Below are 17,707 nucleotides of genomic sequence, written 5' to 3' on the forward strand. Positions count from 1 at the left end.
CGTGGCGCGCGACATCGCGGCTCCCACCGGCATCCCCACCAACCACCAGGAACTGATCTCGTGGGTCAACGAGATCGCCGAACTGACGCAGCCGGACAGCGTGGTCTGGTGTGACGGATCCGAGGCCGAGTACGAGCGTCTCAGCGAGGAGCTCGTCGGCAAGGGAACCTTCAAGAAGCTCGACCCGATCAAGCGCCCGCACTCCTACTACGCAGCCTCCGACCCGACCGATGTCGCGCGCGTCGAGGACCGGACCTTCATCTGCTCGGAGAAGGAAGCGGACGCCGGACCGACGAACCACTGGAAGGCGCCCGCGGAGATGCGGGAGATCTTCCAGGGCGAGAAGGGCCTGTTCCGCGGCTCGATGCGGGGCCGGACGATGTACGTCGTCCCGTTCTGCATGGGCCCCCTCGGCTCCCCGCTGTCCGCGCTCGGCGTGGAGATCACCGACTCCGCCTACGTCGCCGTCTCCATGCGCACGATGACGCGCATGGGCCAGGCGGTCCTGGACGAGCTGGGCGACGAGGGCTTCTTCGTCAAGGCCGTTCACACCCTGGGCGCCCCCCTGGAGCCCGGCCAGGAGGACGTGCCCTGGCCCTGCAACCAGACCAAGTACATCTCCCACTTCCCGGAGAGCCGCGAGATCTGGTCGTACGGCTCCGGCTACGGCGGCAACGCGCTGCTCGGCAAGAAGTGCTACGCCCTGCGCATCGCCTCCGTCATGGCCCGCGACGAGGGCTGGCTGGCCGAGCACATGCTGATCCTCAAGCTGACCCCGCCGCAGGGCGAGTCCAAGTACGTTGCCGCCGCCTTCCCGAGCGCCTGCGGCAAGACCAACCTCGCCATGCTGGAGCCCACGATCTCCGGCTGGACCGTGGAGACCATCGGCGACGACATCGCCTGGATGCGGTTCGGCGAGGACGGCCAGCTGTACGCGATCAACCCCGAGGCCGGTTTCTTCGGTGTCGCGCCCGGCACCGGTGAGCACACCAACGCCAACGCGATGAAGACGCTGTGGGGCAACGCCGTCTTCACCAACGTCGCGCTCACCGACGACGGCGACGTGTGGTGGGAGGGCATGACCGAGGAGTCGCCCGCCCACCTGACCGACTGGAAGGGCAACGACTGGACGCCGCAGTCCGGGACCCCGGCGGCCCACCCCAACGCCCGCTTCACGGTGCCCGCCTCGCAGTGCCCGATCATCGCGCCGGAGTGGGAGGACCCGAAGGGCGTGCCGATCTCGGCGATCCTCTTCGGCGGCCGCCGCGCCACCGCGGTGCCGCTGGTGACGGAGTCCTTCGACTGGAACCACGGCGTCTTCCTCGGCGCCAACGTGGCCAGCGAGAAGACCGCCGCCGCCGAGGGCAAGGTCGGCGAACTGCGCCGCGACCCGTTCGCGATGCTGCCGTTCTGCGGCTACAACATGGGCGACTACATGGCCCACTGGGTCGACGTGGCCAAGGACAAGGACCAGTCCAAGCTGCCGAAGATCTACTACGTCAACTGGTTCCGCAAGAACGACGCGGGCAAGTTCGTCTGGCCGGGCTTCGGTGAGAACAGCCGGGTCCTGAAGTGGATCGTGGAGCGGCTGGCCGGCAAGGCCGAGGGCGTAGAGACCCCGATCGGCATCCTGCCCACGCGGGACGCGCTGGACACCAACGGCCTCGAACTGGCCGACTCCGACCTCGACTTCCTGCTCACGGTCGACAAGGAGGTCTGGCGCGAGGAGGCGGCCCTCGTGCCCGAGCACCTCAACACCTTCGGCGACCACACGCCGAAGGAGCTGTGGGACCAGTACCGCGCGCTGGTCGAGCGCCTGGGCTGAGACCCGCGGGAAAAGACTCCACGGCCGGTTGGGAGGGATGCCCTGACCAGCGATCGTCACGGCCGGCCGTGGTGACACCGACGAGGGCCCCGCACAACGACGTGCGGGGCCCTCGCCTCATGCCTGCCGCGCCCGCCGGCGTGCGGAGCCTTTGCCTCACGCCTGCAGCGCATCCTGGCGTGCGGGGCCCTCGCCCGGCGTCTGCTGCGCGGCCCACTGCGCCTGCGCGGCCTGCGGAAACCTGCCGCGTCTACTGCGAACGGTCCTCCAGGTAGCGCGTGTGTGTCTCCTGACGCCGTGCCTCCGCATCGCGCAGGGCCGACGCCAGGCGCCCGGCCTCCTCGCGGAGCAGGGTGAGCTGGCGTTCCAGGTGCTGTTCGGGCGGCTCGGTGCCCGGCGTCAGCCGGGTCCACCACCGGGTGCGCACGAAGGTGTCCACCGCCTCCGGGACGTCCTGCCGGACGGCCCGGGAGAGGGTGTGGACGCCCTCGGGGTCCTGGGCGAGTGCCTCGGCGACCCAGCCGGGCTCCAGCAGCGCGGCCAGCAGGTCGGTCAGTTCGGTGAGCCGGGCGGCGGGGGCGGGCGGCAGGTCGATGTCCGCGAGATAGCCGCCGAGCCTGCCGAAGTCGGCGCGCACCGCGTCGAGCTGGGCCGAGGGATCGGGGAAGTCCGGCGGTGCGGGCCGCTCCGGCGGCGCGATCAGTGCGCCCGCGCCGTAGAGTCCGGCGACCACGACGGGCCAGTACGGGCCCGCGACCCCGGTGAAGGTCAGCACCAGGCCGACCAGGCCGCAGGCACCCCCGGCGAGGTTCTTGCGGGACTCCAGATAGCCGAGGACCTTACTGGTAGCCACGGATCTCCTCGAAGGCGCCGTCCAGCGAGCCGTTCCGGGCGTCGAAGAGGCGGCCGCCGGTCAGGTCGGCGATGTGCGCCAGCTCGGCGCGGTCGGAGTCGCCGAAGAGGATCGGGAAGACGGGGGTGTCCCGCCGGGTCCCGGTGAGCCGGCGGTAGAACCCGTCGAAGTCCCCGGCCTTCTTGCCGGTGGTGTTCTCGCCGTCGGTCATCAGCACGATCGAGGTGAACGTGTCGCGGTCGGCGCCGAGGTGGTCGTAGGCCTTCTCCAGGGAGGTGTAGATCGCGGTGCTGCCGTCGGCTTCGAGGGAGTCGGTGTCCTGGCGGATGGCGTCCAGTCCGGCCTTCGGGTCCCCGGGGTCCACGACGTGCGTCCGCACGCTCTTCACGCCCGAGCCGAACGGCATCAGCGTGACCTCCTCGCGGTCGCGGAAGTCGCCGGTGAGGCCGGTGAGCGCCTTCTTCAGCGCGTCCAGCCGGTCGCCCTCCATGGAACCGGAGGTGTCGAGGACGTACACGGTGCGCGAGGGGCGGCGCAGCTTGTTCTCGTAGGAGTCGAGGAGCCCGTCGGCGACGGAACGGCTGCCGGGGAAGGGCAGTTCGCGCCGGCGCCCGGTGTCGAGCCCGGCCGCGGGCGGCACCGAGGGGACGACCGGGCGGCGGTGGGTGGTCCCGGTGATGAGCCGCTGCACCGCCTCGGTGCGCAGGTCGTCCGTCACCTTGCGCACGTCCTCCCGGGTGCGCGCGCCGGTCGAGGCGAGCGAGGAGAGCGGGTAGTCGGCGGTGACGACGCCGTCGGCGGGGCGGATCACGGTCAGACCCGGGATGCCCTTGAGCACCGACTCGTAGTTGAACAGGGCGTCGACGGTGCCGCGCCGCTTGTACGCCGTCGCCAGCCAGCCCGACGAACCCGACGTGAGCTTCTGGCCCTTGAAGAACTCCTTCAACCGGGGTGTCGCCTTCGCCACGTCCGCGTCCGTCAGCGCGGACTGGGCGCCCGAGAGGGCCGAGGCGACGGAGATGAGCGTGGAGAAGCCGGAGTTGGAGCGGGCCGGATCGGTCATGCCGTAGGTGAGCTTCCCGTCCTGTACGGCCTGCTCGATCTGTGCCCAGGTGACCTTGTCCGGCTGCCAGCCGAGCGTGCGGACGGTGGCCGGCCTGACGCCGATGGCGACCGGGCTGGACATCACCGGTGTCTCGGAGACCACCTTCTTCGCCGCGTCGGGGCGCAGCCGCAGATAGTCGTCGGAGGACAGCCACAGCGCGTCGTACGTCTTGTCGGCCCTGCCCTTGGCGAGCAGGTCGACGGCGTCCAGGGTGCCCATGTAGGTGGGGCGGACGGTGACGCCGGTGTCCTTGCGGACGCGGTCGAGGACGGCGGTCATGTCGCTGAGTTCGCTGGAGGCGAGGATGCGCAGGGTGCCGGGCTTCGGGGCGGTCGCGTCGTCCTGGTGCTTCTCGGCCGTGCAGGCGGTCAGGAGCGCGGCGGCCGAGGCGAGCAGGGCCAGCGCGCGGGTGGTGCGTCTCATCCGAGCCCGCCCTCCAGTGCGTTCTGCGAACGGCTGCGCTCCAGGTGGGTGCTCGCGCCGTGCAGCTCGTCCGACAGGGACTGGATCGTCGAGGCCATCGCCTCGGTCGCCTGCACCTTGTAGGTGTCGATGGCGTCGAGGGTGCGGTAGATCTGCTGGAACGCCGAGCGCAGCGTCTCCGCGCCGACGGCCGGGTCGGCGGCGATGCGCTGGATCTCACCGCTCTGGGTGGAGATCATCTCGGCGTTGCCCCGGATGAGGTCCTCGGTGGTCCCGCGCAGGGCGTTGACCTGCTCGATGACCTTCTTCTGGCTGTCGAGGGCGGAGGCCAGCATCACGGAGATGCGCAGGGCCGAGACGGTGGTGGTGGCCGCCCGGTCGACGCCCTTGATCAGCTCGTCGTTGTTGCGGCGTACGACGTCCATGGCGAGGTAGCCCTGTGCGCACACCGCGAGCTGGGTGAGCAGGTCCTGGTGCTTCTGCCGGACCGGGAAGAGGACGTCGGCGCGCAGACCGTCGGCCTGCTCGGGGTCCGCGACCCGGTCGATGTGCTGCTCGACGGCCCCGTCCAGGGCCTCGGTGAGCACGACGTACTCCTGCAGCTTGCCCATGGTCTCCCACAGGCGCACCCGCTCGGTCTGCAACGCGGCGTTGTCGCGGCGCAGTTCGTCCTGGCCGCCGCGCAGCGAGCCCACGATCCGGTTGAGGGTGCCCTGCGCCGAGGCGTACTTGGCGACGTGGTCGCGCAGCTTGTTGCCGCCGGGCAGCCTGGAGAGGAACTTGCGGCCCCGGCTCACCGGCAGGTCGCGCGGGTCCAGGTCCTCGACGACCCGGCGGAGTTCCACCAGTGAGCCGGCGACCTTCGACTGCGCGTCCCCGCCCTTGTCGGGCAGGCTGCGCACGGCCCGCTCCAGCATGCGGTTGGACTGCGCGGCGGCGGTGCGCATGTCTCCGGCGCCGAGGGACGTGATCTCCCCGATCTTTCCCGCGAACTCGGGCGAGCGGGCGTCGAGCGAGGCGAGCCCCTCGACGTAGCCGGCGGCCTTGCGCGCCATGTCGGCACGGACGCCGTCCTCGACGGGCACGAGCCCGCCGGCCTTGTCCCGGGGCACGGGCGGTACGGCCTCGGGCGGGGTGAGCGTGAACCCGTCGTCGCCGGGCGGGGTGAGCGTGAACTCACTGTTTCCGGTGGTCATGTGCTGGTCCCCCCGTCATCCGCGCGCCCGGCGGGCCATCTCGTGCAGCACCGCGGAGGTGGGCACGGGCGCCTGCCGGACGCCGGTCAGCTTCTGGTTCAGGTAGTCGGTGTGGTCGGCGGTGGCGGCGACGAACTCGGCGGTGTCGCCCTGCGGCCTGAAGCCGTGCCGGACGGCGAGCTTGCGCAGGGTGGGGTCGGTGCTGAGGAGTTCGCCGAGCGCACGGCCGTCCGCGTCCAGCGGTACGACGGTGTGGTCGCTGTTGACCGTGGTGTCCGGGTAGAGGACCACGAGGTCGTCCGTGCCGGTGCCGGTGCCGGTGCCGTGCTGCTGGGCGAGGAGCGAGGCGACCTGTGACTCGTACACGAGCACCAGCGGATTGCCGGCGCCGCTGATGAAGTCCCGGAAGACCGCGTCCGAGCTGGACTGCTGGGCGCCCTGGACGCTGACCAGCTTGTGCAGCAGCGGTGCGGTGCGCTCGATGTCGGCGTTGTCCGCGGTCACCTTTCCGCCGCCTGCGACGTAGGAGGCGGCGGCGAGGTAGAGGGCGCCGGAGTTGGAGGTCTCCGGGTCGGTGCTCGCGATGTAGAGGGTGCCGGTCAGCTCCCCGTGCCCGGCGGATCCCTTGAGCTGCTGCCAGGTGCGGTCGTGCCGGGCGGCGTCCAGATAGGCGGCCATCTTCAGCGTGCCGCGGCTCTTCCCGTCCAGGGCGGCGAGGCCGTTCGCGGCCAGCACGTCGGCCGCGTTGCGATGGGCCACGACCACGAGGGGGGAGTAGAAGGGCCGGGGCAGCGGCTCCTGCACGTGGTACTTGGCGGCCAGCTGGTCGGCGGGCGCCTGGCTGGACGGGAAGGCGAAGTCGTACCCCTTGAGGTCCAGGCCCTCCATGGCCCAGGAACCCGATGCCTCCGTTCTGACGGTGAATCCCTTGGCGGCAAGGGCCTTCACCACGTCGGGATCGGCGAAGAAGTCCGCCTTCTCCGATCCGATCACCCCGCGCACGGTCTTCGTTGCCGTGCCCTTGTCCTCTCCTTGGCGGCCCGCGACGACGGCAGTGACCACGCCGCCGATCAGCAGGACCGCGAGGACGATTCCTGCGATTCGTCTCACGCGGGGGAGCGTGCTCCCGGAATCCAACATTCCCCGAGGCGGACGGTGAACGGGGGGTGATATACCGGCCCCGGCACTGCAACGCCCCAAGACCCGCACGACGAACGCCGCCTGGCACATTGACCCCGCCCGCTGCAGCGCCCCAAAGGGGCGCGGGGAACTGCGCGATCAACCACCGGACACCCGCAGCCGCTGGACGGGCCGAGCCGAAGCGGCGAAGACGCGTCGGGGCCGAGCCCAACGCAGTGCATGGCGCCCGGTCCGCGCGTCGCTGCGGGTGCACGCGGACCGGGGCCGTTCGAGGGACCCCTGGAGCGGGGTCAGTGAGCCGTGCTCAGTTCCTTCGGCCCGGCCAGCGCCGCGGCGTGGGCGTCCATGCGCTCGGCCGAGAGGATCGCCGCGGCCGTGTCGGCGCGCGAGGCGGCGACCACGAGGGCGCGGCCCGCGAGCGCGTGGGCCCGCCGGTGCAGGTCCTCGGGCGCACCGGCGGCGGCCGGCGCCGCCCGCAGCGGTGCGCGCCCGCTCCGCAGCCGGGACACCTCGACGGCGAGCCGCCCGGCCGCCGTGTCGAGGTCGCCCGAGGGGGCGAGGGAACGCAGTTCGTCGGTGACGGCGAGCAGTGCGGCGAGGTGTCCGGCGAGCTGGATGTCCAGCTCCTCCTCGCGCGACCGGTGGGGAAAGTCGGACGGGGTGCCGGCCATCGGGCTGTGGACCGACTTGGTGCGGATCGGTTCGTACATGGGGATGGCCTCCTGTGCTCTGACAGGAAGCCATCCTAGCTTGGATTTCGTCTAAAGTTGAGCCAGGTCACGGATTGCGGTCCGCCGGTCTCCGTCCGCTACGACTGGCCGCATTCGTCCGCTACGACTGGCCGTACCCGTCCAGGAAGGTCCCGATCCGCGTCACGGCGTCCCTGAGATCACCGGCGCTCGGCAGCGTCACCACCCGGAAGTGATCGGGTTCGGGCCAGTTGAAGCCGGTGCCGTGGACGACCATGATCTTCTCCTGGCGCAGCAGGTCCAGGACCATCTGCCGGTCGTCCTTGATCCTGAAGACCTGTGGGTCGAGGCGCGGGAAGAGGTACAGCGCCCCCTTGGGCCGTACGCAGCTGACCCCCGGGATCCGGGTGAGCAGCTCGTAGGCGACGTCCATCTGCTCCTTCAGCCGCCCGCCCGGCAGTACCAGGTCGTTGATCGACTGGCGTCCGCTGAGCGCGGCGACCACGCCGTGCTGGCCCGGCATGTTCGCGCACAGGCGCATGTTCGCCAGGATCGTCAGGCCCTCGATGTAGGAGTCGGCGTGGGCGCGCGGGCCGGAGACCGACATCCAGCCGACCCGGTAGCCGGCCACCCGGTACGCCTTCGACATGCCGTTGAACGTCAGCGTCAGCAGATCGGGGGCGACGGCGGCCGTGGGGGTGTGCGTGGCGCCGTCGTAGAGGATCTTGTCGTAGATCTCGTCGGAGCAGACCAGCAGGTTGTGCCGGCGGGCGATGTCGGTCAGGCCCTTGAGCATCGCCTCGTCGTAGACCGCACCCGTCGGGTTGTTCGGGTTGATGATGACGATGGCCTTGGTCCGGTCGGTGACCTTGCGCTCGATGTCGGCGAGGTCGGGCATCCAGTCGGACTGCTCGTCGCAGCGGTAGTGGACGGCCGTGCCGCCGGACAGGGAGACGGCCGCCGTCCACAGGGGATAGTCGGGGGCCGGGACCAGCACCTCGTCGCCGTCGTCCAGCAGGGCCTGCATCGCCATCACGATCAGCTCGGAGACGCCGTTGCCGATGAAGACGTGCTCGACGTCCGTCTCGATGCCGATGGTCTGGTTGTGCATGACGACCGCGCGGCGGGCGGCCAGCAGGCCCTTCGCGTCGCCGTAGCCGTGCGCCGTGGAGACGTTGCGGAGGATGTCCTCCAGGATCTCCGGGGGGCACTCGAAGCCGAAGGCGGCGGGGTTGCCGGTGTTGAGCTTCAGGATGCGGTGACCGGCCGCCTCCAGCCGCATCGCCTCCTCGAGAACCGGGCCCCGGATCTCGTAACAGACGTTGGCGAGCTTGGTCGACTGGATCACCTGCATGCCCGTGAGCTTACGGCCCGGTAACGCGTCATGGGCCGTGTTTTCCGCCACGTGAGGCCCGAAGGTTTGTGCTGTTATCGCCGGTAGCTGTCTCAGAAGTCACTTGCGTCTCTAGAATCCGCCGCCATGTCCACCGAACGCGACCACGGGACGGAGGCGTACGGCGCGCACGGGGCGGACGCCGGGCCTCCCGGCGGTCCGCACGTGTACCACCCGCTGACGGGCCCGGCCCCGTCGTACGAGGGGTATGCCGACCCCGCCGCCGCCCACGGCTGGCAGAACGCCTACGACGAGACGCACGAGTTGCCTGCCGTGCCGGCGCCGCGGGAACCCGCCGGGGGCCGCGCGGACCGCAGGCGGCGGCAGCGGCGCACCGGCGGCCGCCGGCGGGTCGCGGCCGTCGCCGGGGCGTTCGGGGTGGCCGGCGCGGTCGCGGTGATCGCCGCTGTGGCGGGCGGCCCGGACTCCGCCGCCCGGGACGGGTCCCGGCCGGCCGGCGGCGGACACATCGCCGTCGGCGACTCCGCGGGCGCGAGCCCCCGCACGGACACCGGCTCCCCGGCCGTGACCGCCCCGACCGCCGCCGCCACGTCCTCGCCGGCCGCGCCGCCCGGCCCGTCCGCCCCGCCGGCCGTCGTCGTGCCCCGGTCGCCGGCGGCCACCGGGCCGGCCGCCCCGACCTCGGTCCCGGGCTCGGCCCCGGCCTCCACGACGTCCGCCCCGCCCGCGCCCACGGCCACGACGGCGACCGCGACGGCCTCCGCGACCGGCTTCCCCGGCGGCTGGAACCACGGCCACCGAGGCGGCAGGCACCACCACTGAGCGGCGGGCGCGCCGCCCTCGCGCCGACCGGGGTCCGGTCTCGGCCGTTCGGCCGTCCGGTGCGCGCAGCGATCCACCGCCCGGTCCCTGGGGGCGGTGGCAGGACCGGTCCGGGTGAGGCCCAAGTCGGTTGTGTTTCAGGCGGGTTGCCCGGCCCCGCACGCACAGGGAAACCCCTACGACCTGACCCGGGTTCTTGTTCACACCCCTCGCAGCATCGACAATGCGCATGACAAAGCAATGGGCGGCCGGAAGATCTCCGGTCGCCCAAGTCGTCAGAGGGGACCCCCACATGAACAAGCCTCTCCTTGCCGCGCTCTCCGCCCTGGCCATAGCCGGGGTGGGCGCAGCACCCGCGGTCGCGGCCCCGCAGGCCAAAGCACCTGCCGCGACCGTCGACTTCGCCGGTACCGTCTCCCTCAGCAACTGCTCCGGATCCGTCATCCGCTTCCCCGGTTCCGCGGACAGCGACCCGGCGCTCGTGCTGACCAACGGGCACTGCCTGGAGACCGGTTTCCCGGACCCCGGCGAGGTCATCACCGGCCAGTCCTCCAGCCGTACCTTCGGCCTGCTGAACTCCTCCGGCAGCAAGGTCGCCACGCTCCGCGCCAACCAGGTCGTCTACTCGACCATGACGGACACGGACATCACGATCTACCGCACCACCACCACCTACGCGGCGATCAAGAGCAACTACGGCATCAGCCCGCTCACCGTGCAGGACACGCACCCGGCCGCCGGCTCCGCCATCAAGGTCGTCTCCGGCTACTGGAAGCGGACCTACAGCTGCAACGTCGACGGGTTCGTGTACCGGCTCAAGGAGGGCGACTGGACCTGGAAGGACTCGGTCCGCTACACCTCCGCCTGCAACACCATCGGCGGCACCTCCGGCTCGCCCGTGATCGACACCACCACCGGCAAGGTCGTCGCCGTCAACAACACGGGCAACGAGGACGGCGAGCGCTGCACCGTGGACAACCCCTGCGAGGTCGACCAGAACGGCACCGTGACCGTCCGCAAGGGCATCAACTACGCGGAGGAGACCTACATCATCCCGGCCTGCTTCACCACCGGCAACAAGCTGAACCTCAGCGCCTCCGGCTGCACCCTGCCCAAGCCGTAGCACCCGGCCGCCCGCCGTAGCACCCGGCCGCCCGCCGTGGTCCCCGGCCGTGAGCCGTGAGCACGGCCGCCGGCCTCGATTTCCGATCGGGAGTCGTGGATGCGCTTCCGTCGGCCGCGTTTCCCGATCGGGAGTCACGGATCCGCGGCCGTCGGTCGCGGCTCCCGGCGGTCAGCCGTAGCTCACGGCCGGCGGCCGTGTTCCACGGCCGCCGGCCGCAGTACTTCACCCTCACCCGCGGTTCCCGGTCGTCGGGTCACACGGGCGTACGGCGGACCGACCGGCCCGCCAGTACGTCCGTGCGCCGGCCGTCCTCGATGACGAAACGGCCGTCGACCAGCACGTGGGGGATGCCGGCCGGCAGCGTGCGGGGCTCGGCGAAGGTGGCGCCGGGCGCGACCGTCCGCGGGTCGAACAGGACCAGGTCGGCCCGGTACCCTTCGCGCACCAGACCGCGGTCCGGCAGTCGCAGCCGGGCCGCGGGCCGCCCGGTGAGGCGGGCCACGCACTCCTCCAGCGTGAGGATGCCCAACTCCCGCACGTAGTGGCCGAGATAGCGGGGAAAGGTGCCGTAGGCCCGCGGGTGCGGCTTGGTGCCCTGCAGGATGCCGTCGGAGCCGCCGGTGTGCGCGCGGTGCCGCATGATCGCGCGGACGTTCTCCTCGTGGCCGACGTGCTGGAGGACCGTCGTGCCCAGCCGGTCCTCGGTCAGCAGGCGGCGGGCGGTCGTCCAGGCACTCTCCCCGCGCCGGGCCGCCGCCTGGGGGACCGTGAGGCCGACGAGGTCCCCGAGGGCCGGGTCGCTCACCCCGGAGATCTCGATCGTCTCCCACTCCACCGGCACCCCGTGGCAGCCGTCCGAGCCGGTCACCTCCAGATCGTGCCGGATCCGCTCGGCCGTCGCCGGGTCGCCGAGCCGGGCCAGGACCTCCTGCGGGCCGCCCTCGCTCGCCCAACTCGGCAGCAGCGCGGCCAGGGTGGTGCACCCGGGGGTGTAGGGATAGGTGTCCAGCGTGATGTCCGCGCCGGAGTCCAGGGCCCGGTCGAGGAGGGTCAGCAGGTCGTCCGCGCGGCCCTTGTTGACGCCGAAGTTCATGGTGGCGTGGGCCAGGTGCAGCGCACAGCCCGCCCGCCGGGTCAGCTCCACCATCTCGGCGTACGCCTCCAGGGCGCCGGCGCCGTAGGAGCGGTGGTGCGGGCAGTAGTAGCCGCCGTACCCGGCCACCACCCGGCACAGCTCGGTCAGCTCGGCGTCCCCGGCGTACATGCCGGGCGTGTAGGTGAGCCCGGAGGACAGCCCGACCGCGCCCTGCTCCAGGCCCTCCGCGACCAGCTGCCGCATCCGGTCCAGCTCGGCGGGGGCGGCCGGCCGGTCCTCCCAGCCGACCGCGAGCGCACGGACCGTGCCCTGGGGGATCAGATAGGCGGCGTTGACGGCGATGCCCCGGTCCAGCCGGTCGAGGTACTCGCCGACGGTCCGCCAGTCCATGTCGACGTCGTCGCCGTACCCGTTCCAGCCGGTGATCGCCCGGCGGACCTCCTCCAGCGTTCGGTCGTCCACCGGGGCGTACGAGAGACCGTCCTGGCCGAGGACTTCGAGCGTGACCCCCTGCGCCGCCTTGGCGCTGTGGTCGGGGTCCCGCAGCAGGGCCAGGTCGGAGTGGGCGTGCATGTCGATGAAGCCGGGGGAGAGGACGAGCCCGTCGGCGTCCAGTTCCCGCCGCGCACGGGGGCGCTGGCAGCCCGCCGCCGCGGCCTCCTTGACGATCGAGACGATGCGGCCGCCGGCGACCACGACGTCGGCGCGGTAGGAGTCCGCGCCGCTGCCGTCGACGACGTCCGCGTCCCGGATGACCAGGTCCTCCACGGCACTCTCCGGCTCTCTAGAAGAACGTGCGGACGTAGTCGACGACCGTGCCGTCCGCCGTGGCCACCGGGATCAGCTGCCACTTGTCGAAGGACGTGCACGGGTGGGACAGGCCGAGCCCGATCCAGTCGCCCACCTCCAGGTCCGCCTCGGCCGAGGTGCGCAGCCAGGCGTGCTGGTCGGACAGGCCGGTCACCGAGATGCCGGCGGCCGGGCGCTCGGCGCCGTCCCGGCGGACCACCTGGGCGTCCGGCAGGTCCAGGTCGTAGGCCGCGTCGCGCTTGCCCGCGTTGGCGAAGGCCTGCTCGGCCGAGGGGCGGGAGACGATCTGCGCCCACAGGCGGAAGGCCGGCTCCAGGGCGCCCTCCTCGGGGACCCGGGCGAACGGGGTGAGCCTGCTGTAGTGGCCGTCGTCGTGCGAGACGTAGGCACCCGAGCGCAGCAGCTTCAGTACGGGCCGGGAGAGTTCGGGAAGCTCCGCGAAGACCTCGGCGACCGCGTCGAACCAGGCGCTGCCGCCCGCGCTCACCACGATCTCGTCCAGCCCGGCGAACCGGCCCTCCTTGTCGAAGGCGGCGGCCAGCGCCGTCAGCCGCCGCAGATAGGCCGTCACCCGCCCGGTGTCGGCCTGCGGCACCTCGCCCTCGTACCCCGCGACCCCGGCCAGACGCAGCGTGGGCACGGCGGCCACGGCGTCGGCGACGGCCGCGCACTCCGCCTCGGTGCGCACACCGGTGCGGGCATCCTCGCCCGCGGCCAGCTCCACCACGACGTCCACCGGGCGGGCGGCGCCGCGCAGGGCCGCGTCCATCAGCTCGACCCCGCGCACGGAGTCGACGTAGCAGACGAAACGGAAGGCGGGGTCGGCCGCCAGGTCGGCGGCGATCCGGCGCAGGGCGGCCGGGTCCACCAGCTCGTTGGCCAGGAAGATCCGCTCGGTCCCGAACGCCCGGGCCACCCACACCTGGTGGGGCACCGCGAGCGTGATGCCCCAGGCGCCGTGCGCGATCTGGCGCTCGAAGAGCTGCGGGGCCATCGAGGTCTTGCCGTGCGGGGCGAAGGCGAGGCCGTGCCGGGTCGTGTACGTCTCCATGAGCGCCAGGTTGTGCTCCAGCCGCTCGGCGGACAGGGCGAGGACCGGAGTGGTGAAGCCGTCGGTGAAGAGGTTGCGGCGCTGGGCGGCCAGCTCGGCGACGGTCAGGCCCGCGGCGTCCGGGGGGAGGCCCTTGAAACGGTGGTCGACGCGTTCCTCGGCGAGGCGGGCGAGTGCTTCGGTACCGGCCTGGCGGGCCATGGGGCCTCCCTGATCTGGTGCGTTGCACTTACTGCAACGTCCATTGCGTATGTCGCTCACTGCTGTCTAACATCTCGGCCAACACGGGGTCAACGGACTCCCACCACTGAGGAGCTGCGACGATCGTGACCGCCACCGGAACCCGCAACGCCCCTGACATTGTGGATGTCGTGGCGCTAGGCGAGTCCATGGTCACCTTCCTGCCCACCCGGCCCGGCCGCCTCGCCGACGTCCCCGCCTTCGAGCGGGCCATCGGCGGGGCCGAGTCCAACGTGGCCTGCGCGCTGGCGGCGGCGGGCCACGCGGCGCGGTGGGTGAGCCGGGTGGGGGCGGACGGGTTCGGGCAGCACCTCGTCGAGCGGATCGCCGGGTACGGGGTCGACACGAGCGCCGTGGGCGTCGACGCCGACAGGCCGACGGGCATCTACTTCCGCACGGCGGCCGACCGGGCCACCGACGCGCACGAGGTGGCGTACTACCGGGCCGGCTCGGCGGCCTCCGCGATGTCCGTCGAGAACCTCGATCTGGCCGCCGTACGCGCGGGACGGCTGCTGCACCTGTCCGGCATCACGGCGGCGCTCTCCGGCGACTGCCTGGACCTGATGCGCGAACTGACGGCGCCACGGCCCGGCCGCCCGCTGGTCTCCTTCGACGTCAACCACCGGCCCGCGCTGTGGCCGGACGCGGACGGGCCGCAGGTGCTGCTGGAACTGGCGCGGGGCGCCGACATCGTGTTCGTGGGCGAGGACGAGGCACGTCAGGCATGGGGGCTGCACGGCGGCCGGGCCGTCCTGGAGGCGCTGCCCGGGCCCCGGACCGTCGTCGTGAAGCAGGGCGGGGGCGGGGCGACCGCGTTCGACCGGAACACCGATGGGCTTCAGGACGGCGACGGCACCGCGACCTTCGTCAGGGCCCCGAGCGTGGACGTCGTCGCCCATGTCGGCGCCGGGGACGCCTTCGCCGCCGGATTCCTCTCCGGCACCCTGCGCGGACTGCCCCCGCGCGAGCGCCTCCGGCACGGGCACCTGATGGCCGCGGCCGCGCTCACCACGCACGGCGACCTCGCCCTCCCTCCCGCCCGCCACCCGGCCGCCGCCCCTCATGGAGCCGCCGCGCGGCGCCCCTCCTGGACGGGCCACGCCGACCGGCTGGCCGCCCTGGACGACGAGGCATGGGGGAGACTTCGACTCGGCCCCGGCTGGACGCAAGCCGAGCAGGCCACGGAGGAGGCGAACACCCCATGAGTCAGACCGTCGACCGCGCCCTGAGCATCCTGCCGCTGCTCGCCGAGGGCCCCGCCGACCTCGGCCAGGTCGCCGACCGGCTCGGCGTCCACAAGTCCACGGCCCTGCGACTCCTGCGCACCCTGCACGAGCACGGCCTGGTCTACCGCCAGTCGGACCAGCGCTACCGGCTCGGCGCCCGCCTCTTCGCCCTCGCCCAGGAGGCGATGGAGAACCTCGACATCCGCGAGATCGCCCACCCCCACCTCGTCCGCCTCAACGAGAGCTGCGGCCACACCGTGCACCTCGCCGTGTACGAGGAGAACGAGGTGCTCTACATCGACAAGGTCGACAGCCGCTACCCGGTCCGCATGTACTCGCGGATCGGCAAGCCCGTCGCCATCACGGTCGCCGCCGTCGCCAAACTGCTCCTGGCCGACCTGCCCGAACCCGAGCGCCGCGCCCTCGCGGACCAGCTCGACTACCCCCTCTACACGGCCCGTTCCACCCCCAACGCCGCGGCCTTCCTGCGGGAGTTGGAGCAGGTGCGCGAACAGGGCTGGGCCACCGACCTCGGCGGCCACGAGGAGTCCATCAACTGTGTCGCGGCCCCCATCCGCGGCGCCGACGGCCGGGTGGTCGCCGCGATGTCGGTGTCCGCGCCGAACGTCGTCGTCACCGCCGAGGAACTCCTCACCCTGCTCCCGCAGGTGCGCCGCAGCGCGGACGCGATCAGCGGCGAGTACTCCGGAAGAACGCCAGTGAAGGGCACCCCCGTATGACCGAGAAGACCGCGCTCACCCCGAAGACCCACACCACCCCGCCCGCGAAGTTCTCCCACGGCGTGAAGAAGGGCAACATCCTCCAGGTCGCCGGCCAGGTCGGCTTTCTGCCCGCCGAGGAGGGCAAGGCCCCCACGCCGGCCGGTCCCACCCTGCGCGAGCAGACCCTGCAGACCCTCGCCAACGTCAAGGCGATCCTCGAAGAGGGCGGCGCGGGCTGGGACGACGTGATGATGATCCGCGTCTACCTCACCGACGTGGACCACTTCGCCGAGATGAACGCCATCTACAACACCTATTTCGAGGAGCAGGGCCTCACCCGGCCCCCCGCCGCCCGGACCACGGTCTACGTCGGTCTGCCGGCCGGACTCCTCATCGAGATCGACGCCCTCGCCGTACTCGGCTGAGACCTGGCGATCCTTCCCCCACCTCCCGCAATTCCGCACGGCACGGCACCCCTTCGGGGCGCCGTGCCGCGATCCTCCCTGCCCGAAAGCACGATGCACTTAACCAGAGGACCCCCGCATGTCCTTCCCGCTCGCCGCAACCGCCCCCGCCGCACCACCCCACACCGGAGGCCTGCTCCTCCTGCTCGACGGCACCCCCGGGCTGCTGACCGTCGCCGGCATCGGCATAGCCCTGCTGCTCTTCCTGATCATCAAGGTCCGGCTGCAGCCCTTCGTCGCCCTCCTCGCCGTCTCCATAGCCGTCGGCCTCCTGGCCGGCCTCTCGGTCACCGAACTCTTCGGCACCGTGCAGCGCTCCGACGCCGTGTCCACCGTCGAGTCCGGCATGGGCGGCATCCTCGGCCATGTCGCGATCATCATCGGGCTGGGCACGATGCTCGGCGCGATCCTCGAAGTCAGCGGCGGGGCGGAGGTGCTGGCATCCCGTCTGCTGGGCCTGTTCGGCGAACGCCGGGCGCCCCTGGCCATGGGCCTGACCGGCCTGATCTTCGGCATCCCGGTCTTCTTCGACGTCGGCATCTTCGTCCTCGCGCCGCTCGTCTACGCGGCCGCCAAGCGCGGCGGCAAGTCGATCCTGCTCTACTGCCTGCCGCTGCTCGCGGGCCTGTCCATGACCCACGCCTTCCTGCCCCCGCACCCCGGGCCGGTCGCCGCCGCCGGACTGCTCCACGTCCAGCTCGGCTGGGTCGTCCTCATGGGCATCGTCTGCGGCATCCCCGCCGTCCTGGCCGCCTGGGCGTACTCCGCCTGGATCGGCAGGCGGATCTTCGTCGCCGTACCGCAGGACATGGTCGAGGCGGCCGAGGAGGCCCGGCAGGCCGTGGTGGCCGAACAGCGCAGGGCGGGGGTCCCGCCGCAGGAGAACCCGGTGCCGCTCGGCACGGTCCTCGCCATCATCGGCACGCCGCTGGTGCTGATCCTCGCCGCCACCTTCTCCTCGATCGCCCTCGACCCCTCCACCGGCCGCTCGGTGCTCGAGTTCTTCGGCAGCCCGTTCGTCGCCCTCACCCTCGCCCTGCTGCTCGCCTACTACCTGCTCGGCATCCGGCGCGGCTGGTCCCGCAAGTCCCTGGAGAGCGTGTCGACATCGTCCCTCAAGCCGGTCGGCAACATCCTGCTGGTGGTCGGCGCGGGCGGTGTCTTCGGCGCGGTCCTCAAGGCGAGCGGGGTCGCCCAGGCCCTGTCCGACACCTTCCACGGCGTCGGACTGCCGGTGATCGTGCTGTCGTACCTGATCTCGCTGGTGCTGCGGGTCGCCCAGGGCTCGGCCACCGTCGCGATCGTGACGACGGCGGGCATCGTGGCGCCCCTGCTCGCGGAGGACCACCACTCCCAGGCCTTCGCCGCCCTCGTCATCATGGCCATCTCCGCCGGCTCCATCTTCGCCTCCCACGTCAACGACGGCGGCTTCTGGATGGTCGCCAAGTACTTCGGCATCAGCGAGCGGGACACCCTGCGGACCTGGACGGCGCTGGAGTCGGTGCTGTCGGTGGCGGGGTTCGCCGTAGCCGGGGTCGTGAGCCTGTTCGTGTAGGCAGTATGGG

15 protein-coding genes are annotated in these 17,707 nt (G+C 72.0%); 7 read left to right on the forward strand and 8 right to left on the reverse strand.

Going from position 1 to position 17,707, the window contains the following annotated elements:
* Position 1: 1 nt before the first annotated feature.
* Entirely contained in the window at positions 2-1,825 is a 1,824-nt protein-coding gene (locus ACZ7P3_RS21590; RefSeq protein ID WP_472083979.1) for a phosphoenolpyruvate carboxykinase (GTP), read from the forward strand.
* A 250-nt stretch (positions 1,826-2,075) separates the two neighbouring features.
* Here the strand turns inward: ACZ7P3_RS21590 and ACZ7P3_RS21595 are convergent, their stop codons facing one another.
* The 6 genes from ACZ7P3_RS21595 to ACZ7P3_RS21620 all read right to left on the reverse strand — a co-directional run bounded on the left by ACZ7P3_RS21595 (position 2,076) and on the right by ACZ7P3_RS21620 (position 8,585).
* Complete coding sequence (locus tag ACZ7P3_RS21595; protein WP_472083981.1) at positions 2,076-2,678, reverse strand: hypothetical protein; 603 nt, start codon at positions 2,676-2,678, stop codon at positions 2,076-2,078.
* Complete coding sequence (locus tag ACZ7P3_RS21600) at positions 2,665-4,206, reverse strand: substrate-binding and vWA domain-containing protein (protein WP_472083983.1); 1,542 nt, start codon at positions 4,204-4,206, stop codon at positions 2,665-2,667. The genes ACZ7P3_RS21595 and ACZ7P3_RS21600 overlap by 14 nt, the downstream gene beginning before the upstream one ends.
* The gene (locus ACZ7P3_RS21605; RefSeq protein ID WP_472083985.1) at positions 4,203-5,402 is read right to left on the reverse strand and encodes a toxic anion resistance protein; all 1,200 of its coding nucleotides are present in this window, start codon (positions 5,400-5,402) and stop codon (positions 4,203-4,205) included. Before ACZ7P3_RS21605 ends, ACZ7P3_RS21600 begins: the two co-directional genes overlap by 4 nt.
* Before the next feature lie 15 nt (positions 5,403-5,417).
* A complete protein-coding gene (locus tag ACZ7P3_RS21610) occupies positions 5,418-6,512 on the reverse strand; it encodes a hypothetical protein (RefSeq protein ID WP_472083987.1) in 1,095 nt (364 codons plus the stop codon).
* 320 nt (positions 6,513-6,832) lie between these two features.
* Positions 6,833-7,252 carry an SCO4983 family protein gene (locus tag ACZ7P3_RS21615; protein ID WP_472083989.1) on the reverse strand — a complete coding sequence of 140 codons (420 nt, stop codon included), beginning with the start codon at positions 7,250-7,252 and terminating at the stop codon, positions 6,833-6,835.
* Positions 7,253-7,373: 121 nt separating this feature from the next.
* Entirely contained in the window at positions 7,374-8,585 is a 1,212-nt protein-coding gene (locus tag ACZ7P3_RS21620) for a pyridoxal phosphate-dependent aminotransferase (protein WP_472083991.1), read from the reverse strand.
* 126 nt (positions 8,586-8,711) lie between these two features.
* On the opposite strand from ACZ7P3_RS21620, the gene ACZ7P3_RS21625 reads away from it, so the two are divergent.
* Both ACZ7P3_RS21625 and ACZ7P3_RS21630 read left to right on the forward strand, forming a co-directional pair.
* Positions 8,712-9,407, forward strand: coding sequence for a hypothetical protein (locus tag ACZ7P3_RS21625; protein WP_472083993.1), 696 nt, complete (start codon positions 8,712-8,714; stop codon positions 9,405-9,407).
* 292 nt (positions 9,408-9,699) lie between these two features.
* A complete protein-coding gene (locus tag ACZ7P3_RS21630; RefSeq protein WP_472083995.1) occupies positions 9,700-10,530 on the forward strand; it encodes a trypsin-like peptidase domain-containing protein in 831 nt (276 codons plus the stop codon).
* A gap of 256 nt (positions 10,531-10,786) precedes the next feature.
* Here ACZ7P3_RS21630 and ACZ7P3_RS21635 read toward each other — a convergent pair whose 3' ends face one another.
* Entirely contained in the window at positions 10,787-12,397 is a 1,611-nt protein-coding gene (locus ACZ7P3_RS21635) for an N-acyl-D-amino-acid deacylase family protein (RefSeq protein ID WP_472083997.1), read from the reverse strand.
* A 16-nt stretch (positions 12,398-12,413) separates the two neighbouring features.
* Positions 12,414-13,691, reverse strand: coding sequence for an alanine racemase (locus ACZ7P3_RS21640; protein ID WP_472083999.1), 1,278 nt, complete (start codon positions 13,689-13,691; stop codon positions 12,414-12,416).
* Positions 13,692-13,816: 125 nt separating this feature from the next.
* Between ACZ7P3_RS21640 and ACZ7P3_RS21645 the strand changes: the two genes are divergently transcribed.
* From ACZ7P3_RS21645 to ACZ7P3_RS21660, 4 genes are all read left to right on the forward strand, one after another.
* Positions 13,817-14,935, forward strand: coding sequence for a sugar kinase (locus tag ACZ7P3_RS21645; protein WP_472084001.1), 1,119 nt, complete (start codon positions 13,817-13,819; stop codon positions 14,933-14,935).
* Entirely contained in the window at positions 14,932-15,696 is a 765-nt protein-coding gene (locus ACZ7P3_RS21650; RefSeq protein WP_472084003.1) for an IclR family transcriptional regulator, read from the forward strand. Before ACZ7P3_RS21645 ends, ACZ7P3_RS21650 begins: the two co-directional genes overlap by 4 nt.
* Complete coding sequence (locus tag ACZ7P3_RS21655) at positions 15,693-16,103, forward strand: RidA family protein (protein ID WP_472084005.1); 411 nt, start codon at positions 15,693-15,695, stop codon at positions 16,101-16,103. Before ACZ7P3_RS21650 ends, ACZ7P3_RS21655 begins: the two co-directional genes overlap by 4 nt.
* Before the next feature lie 118 nt (positions 16,104-16,221).
* Positions 16,222-17,697: a GntP family permease gene (locus tag ACZ7P3_RS21660; RefSeq protein WP_472084007.1), complete on the forward strand. Its 1,476-nt coding sequence runs from the start codon at positions 16,222-16,224 to the stop codon at positions 17,695-17,697.
* Positions 17,698-17,707: the final 10 nt, after the last annotated feature.

Source organism: Streptomyces sp. NPDC107581 (genome assembly GCF_055657175.1).

What these genes read in the sequence shown, in the direction of transcription:
- ACZ7P3_RS21655 (WP_472084005.1), top strand. Translation starts at nt 15,693, where the DNA reads ATGACCGAGAAGACCGCGCTCACCCCGAAGACCCACACCACCCCGCCC.
- ACZ7P3_RS21615 (WP_472083989.1), bottom strand. Translation starts at nt 7,252, where the DNA reads ATGTACGAACCGATCCGCACCAAGTCGGTCCACAGCCCGATGGCCGGC.
- ACZ7P3_RS21600 (WP_472083983.1), bottom strand. Translation starts at nt 4,206, where the DNA reads ATGAGACGCACCACCCGCGCGCTGGCCCTGCTCGCCTCGGCCGCCGCG.
- ACZ7P3_RS21605 (WP_472083985.1), bottom strand. Translation starts at nt 5,402, where the DNA reads ATGACCACCGGAAACAGTGAGTTCACGCTCACCCCGCCCGGCGACGAC.
- ACZ7P3_RS21640 (WP_472083999.1), bottom strand. Translation starts at nt 13,691, where the DNA reads ATGGCCCGCCAGGCCGGTACCGAAGCACTCGCCCGCCTCGCCGAGGAA.
- ACZ7P3_RS21630 (WP_472083995.1), top strand. Translation starts at nt 9,700, where the DNA reads ATGAACAAGCCTCTCCTTGCCGCGCTCTCCGCCCTGGCCATAGCCGGG.
- ACZ7P3_RS21620 (WP_472083991.1), bottom strand. Translation starts at nt 8,585, where the DNA reads ATGCAGGTGATCCAGTCGACCAAGCTCGCCAACGTCTGTTACGAGATC.
- ACZ7P3_RS21660 (WP_472084007.1), top strand. Translation starts at nt 16,222, where the DNA reads ATGTCCTTCCCGCTCGCCGCAACCGCCCCCGCCGCACCACCCCACACC.
- ACZ7P3_RS21650 (WP_472084003.1), top strand. Translation starts at nt 14,932, where the DNA reads ATGAGTCAGACCGTCGACCGCGCCCTGAGCATCCTGCCGCTGCTCGCC.
- ACZ7P3_RS21625 (WP_472083993.1), top strand. Translation starts at nt 8,712, where the DNA reads ATGTCCACCGAACGCGACCACGGGACGGAGGCGTACGGCGCGCACGGG.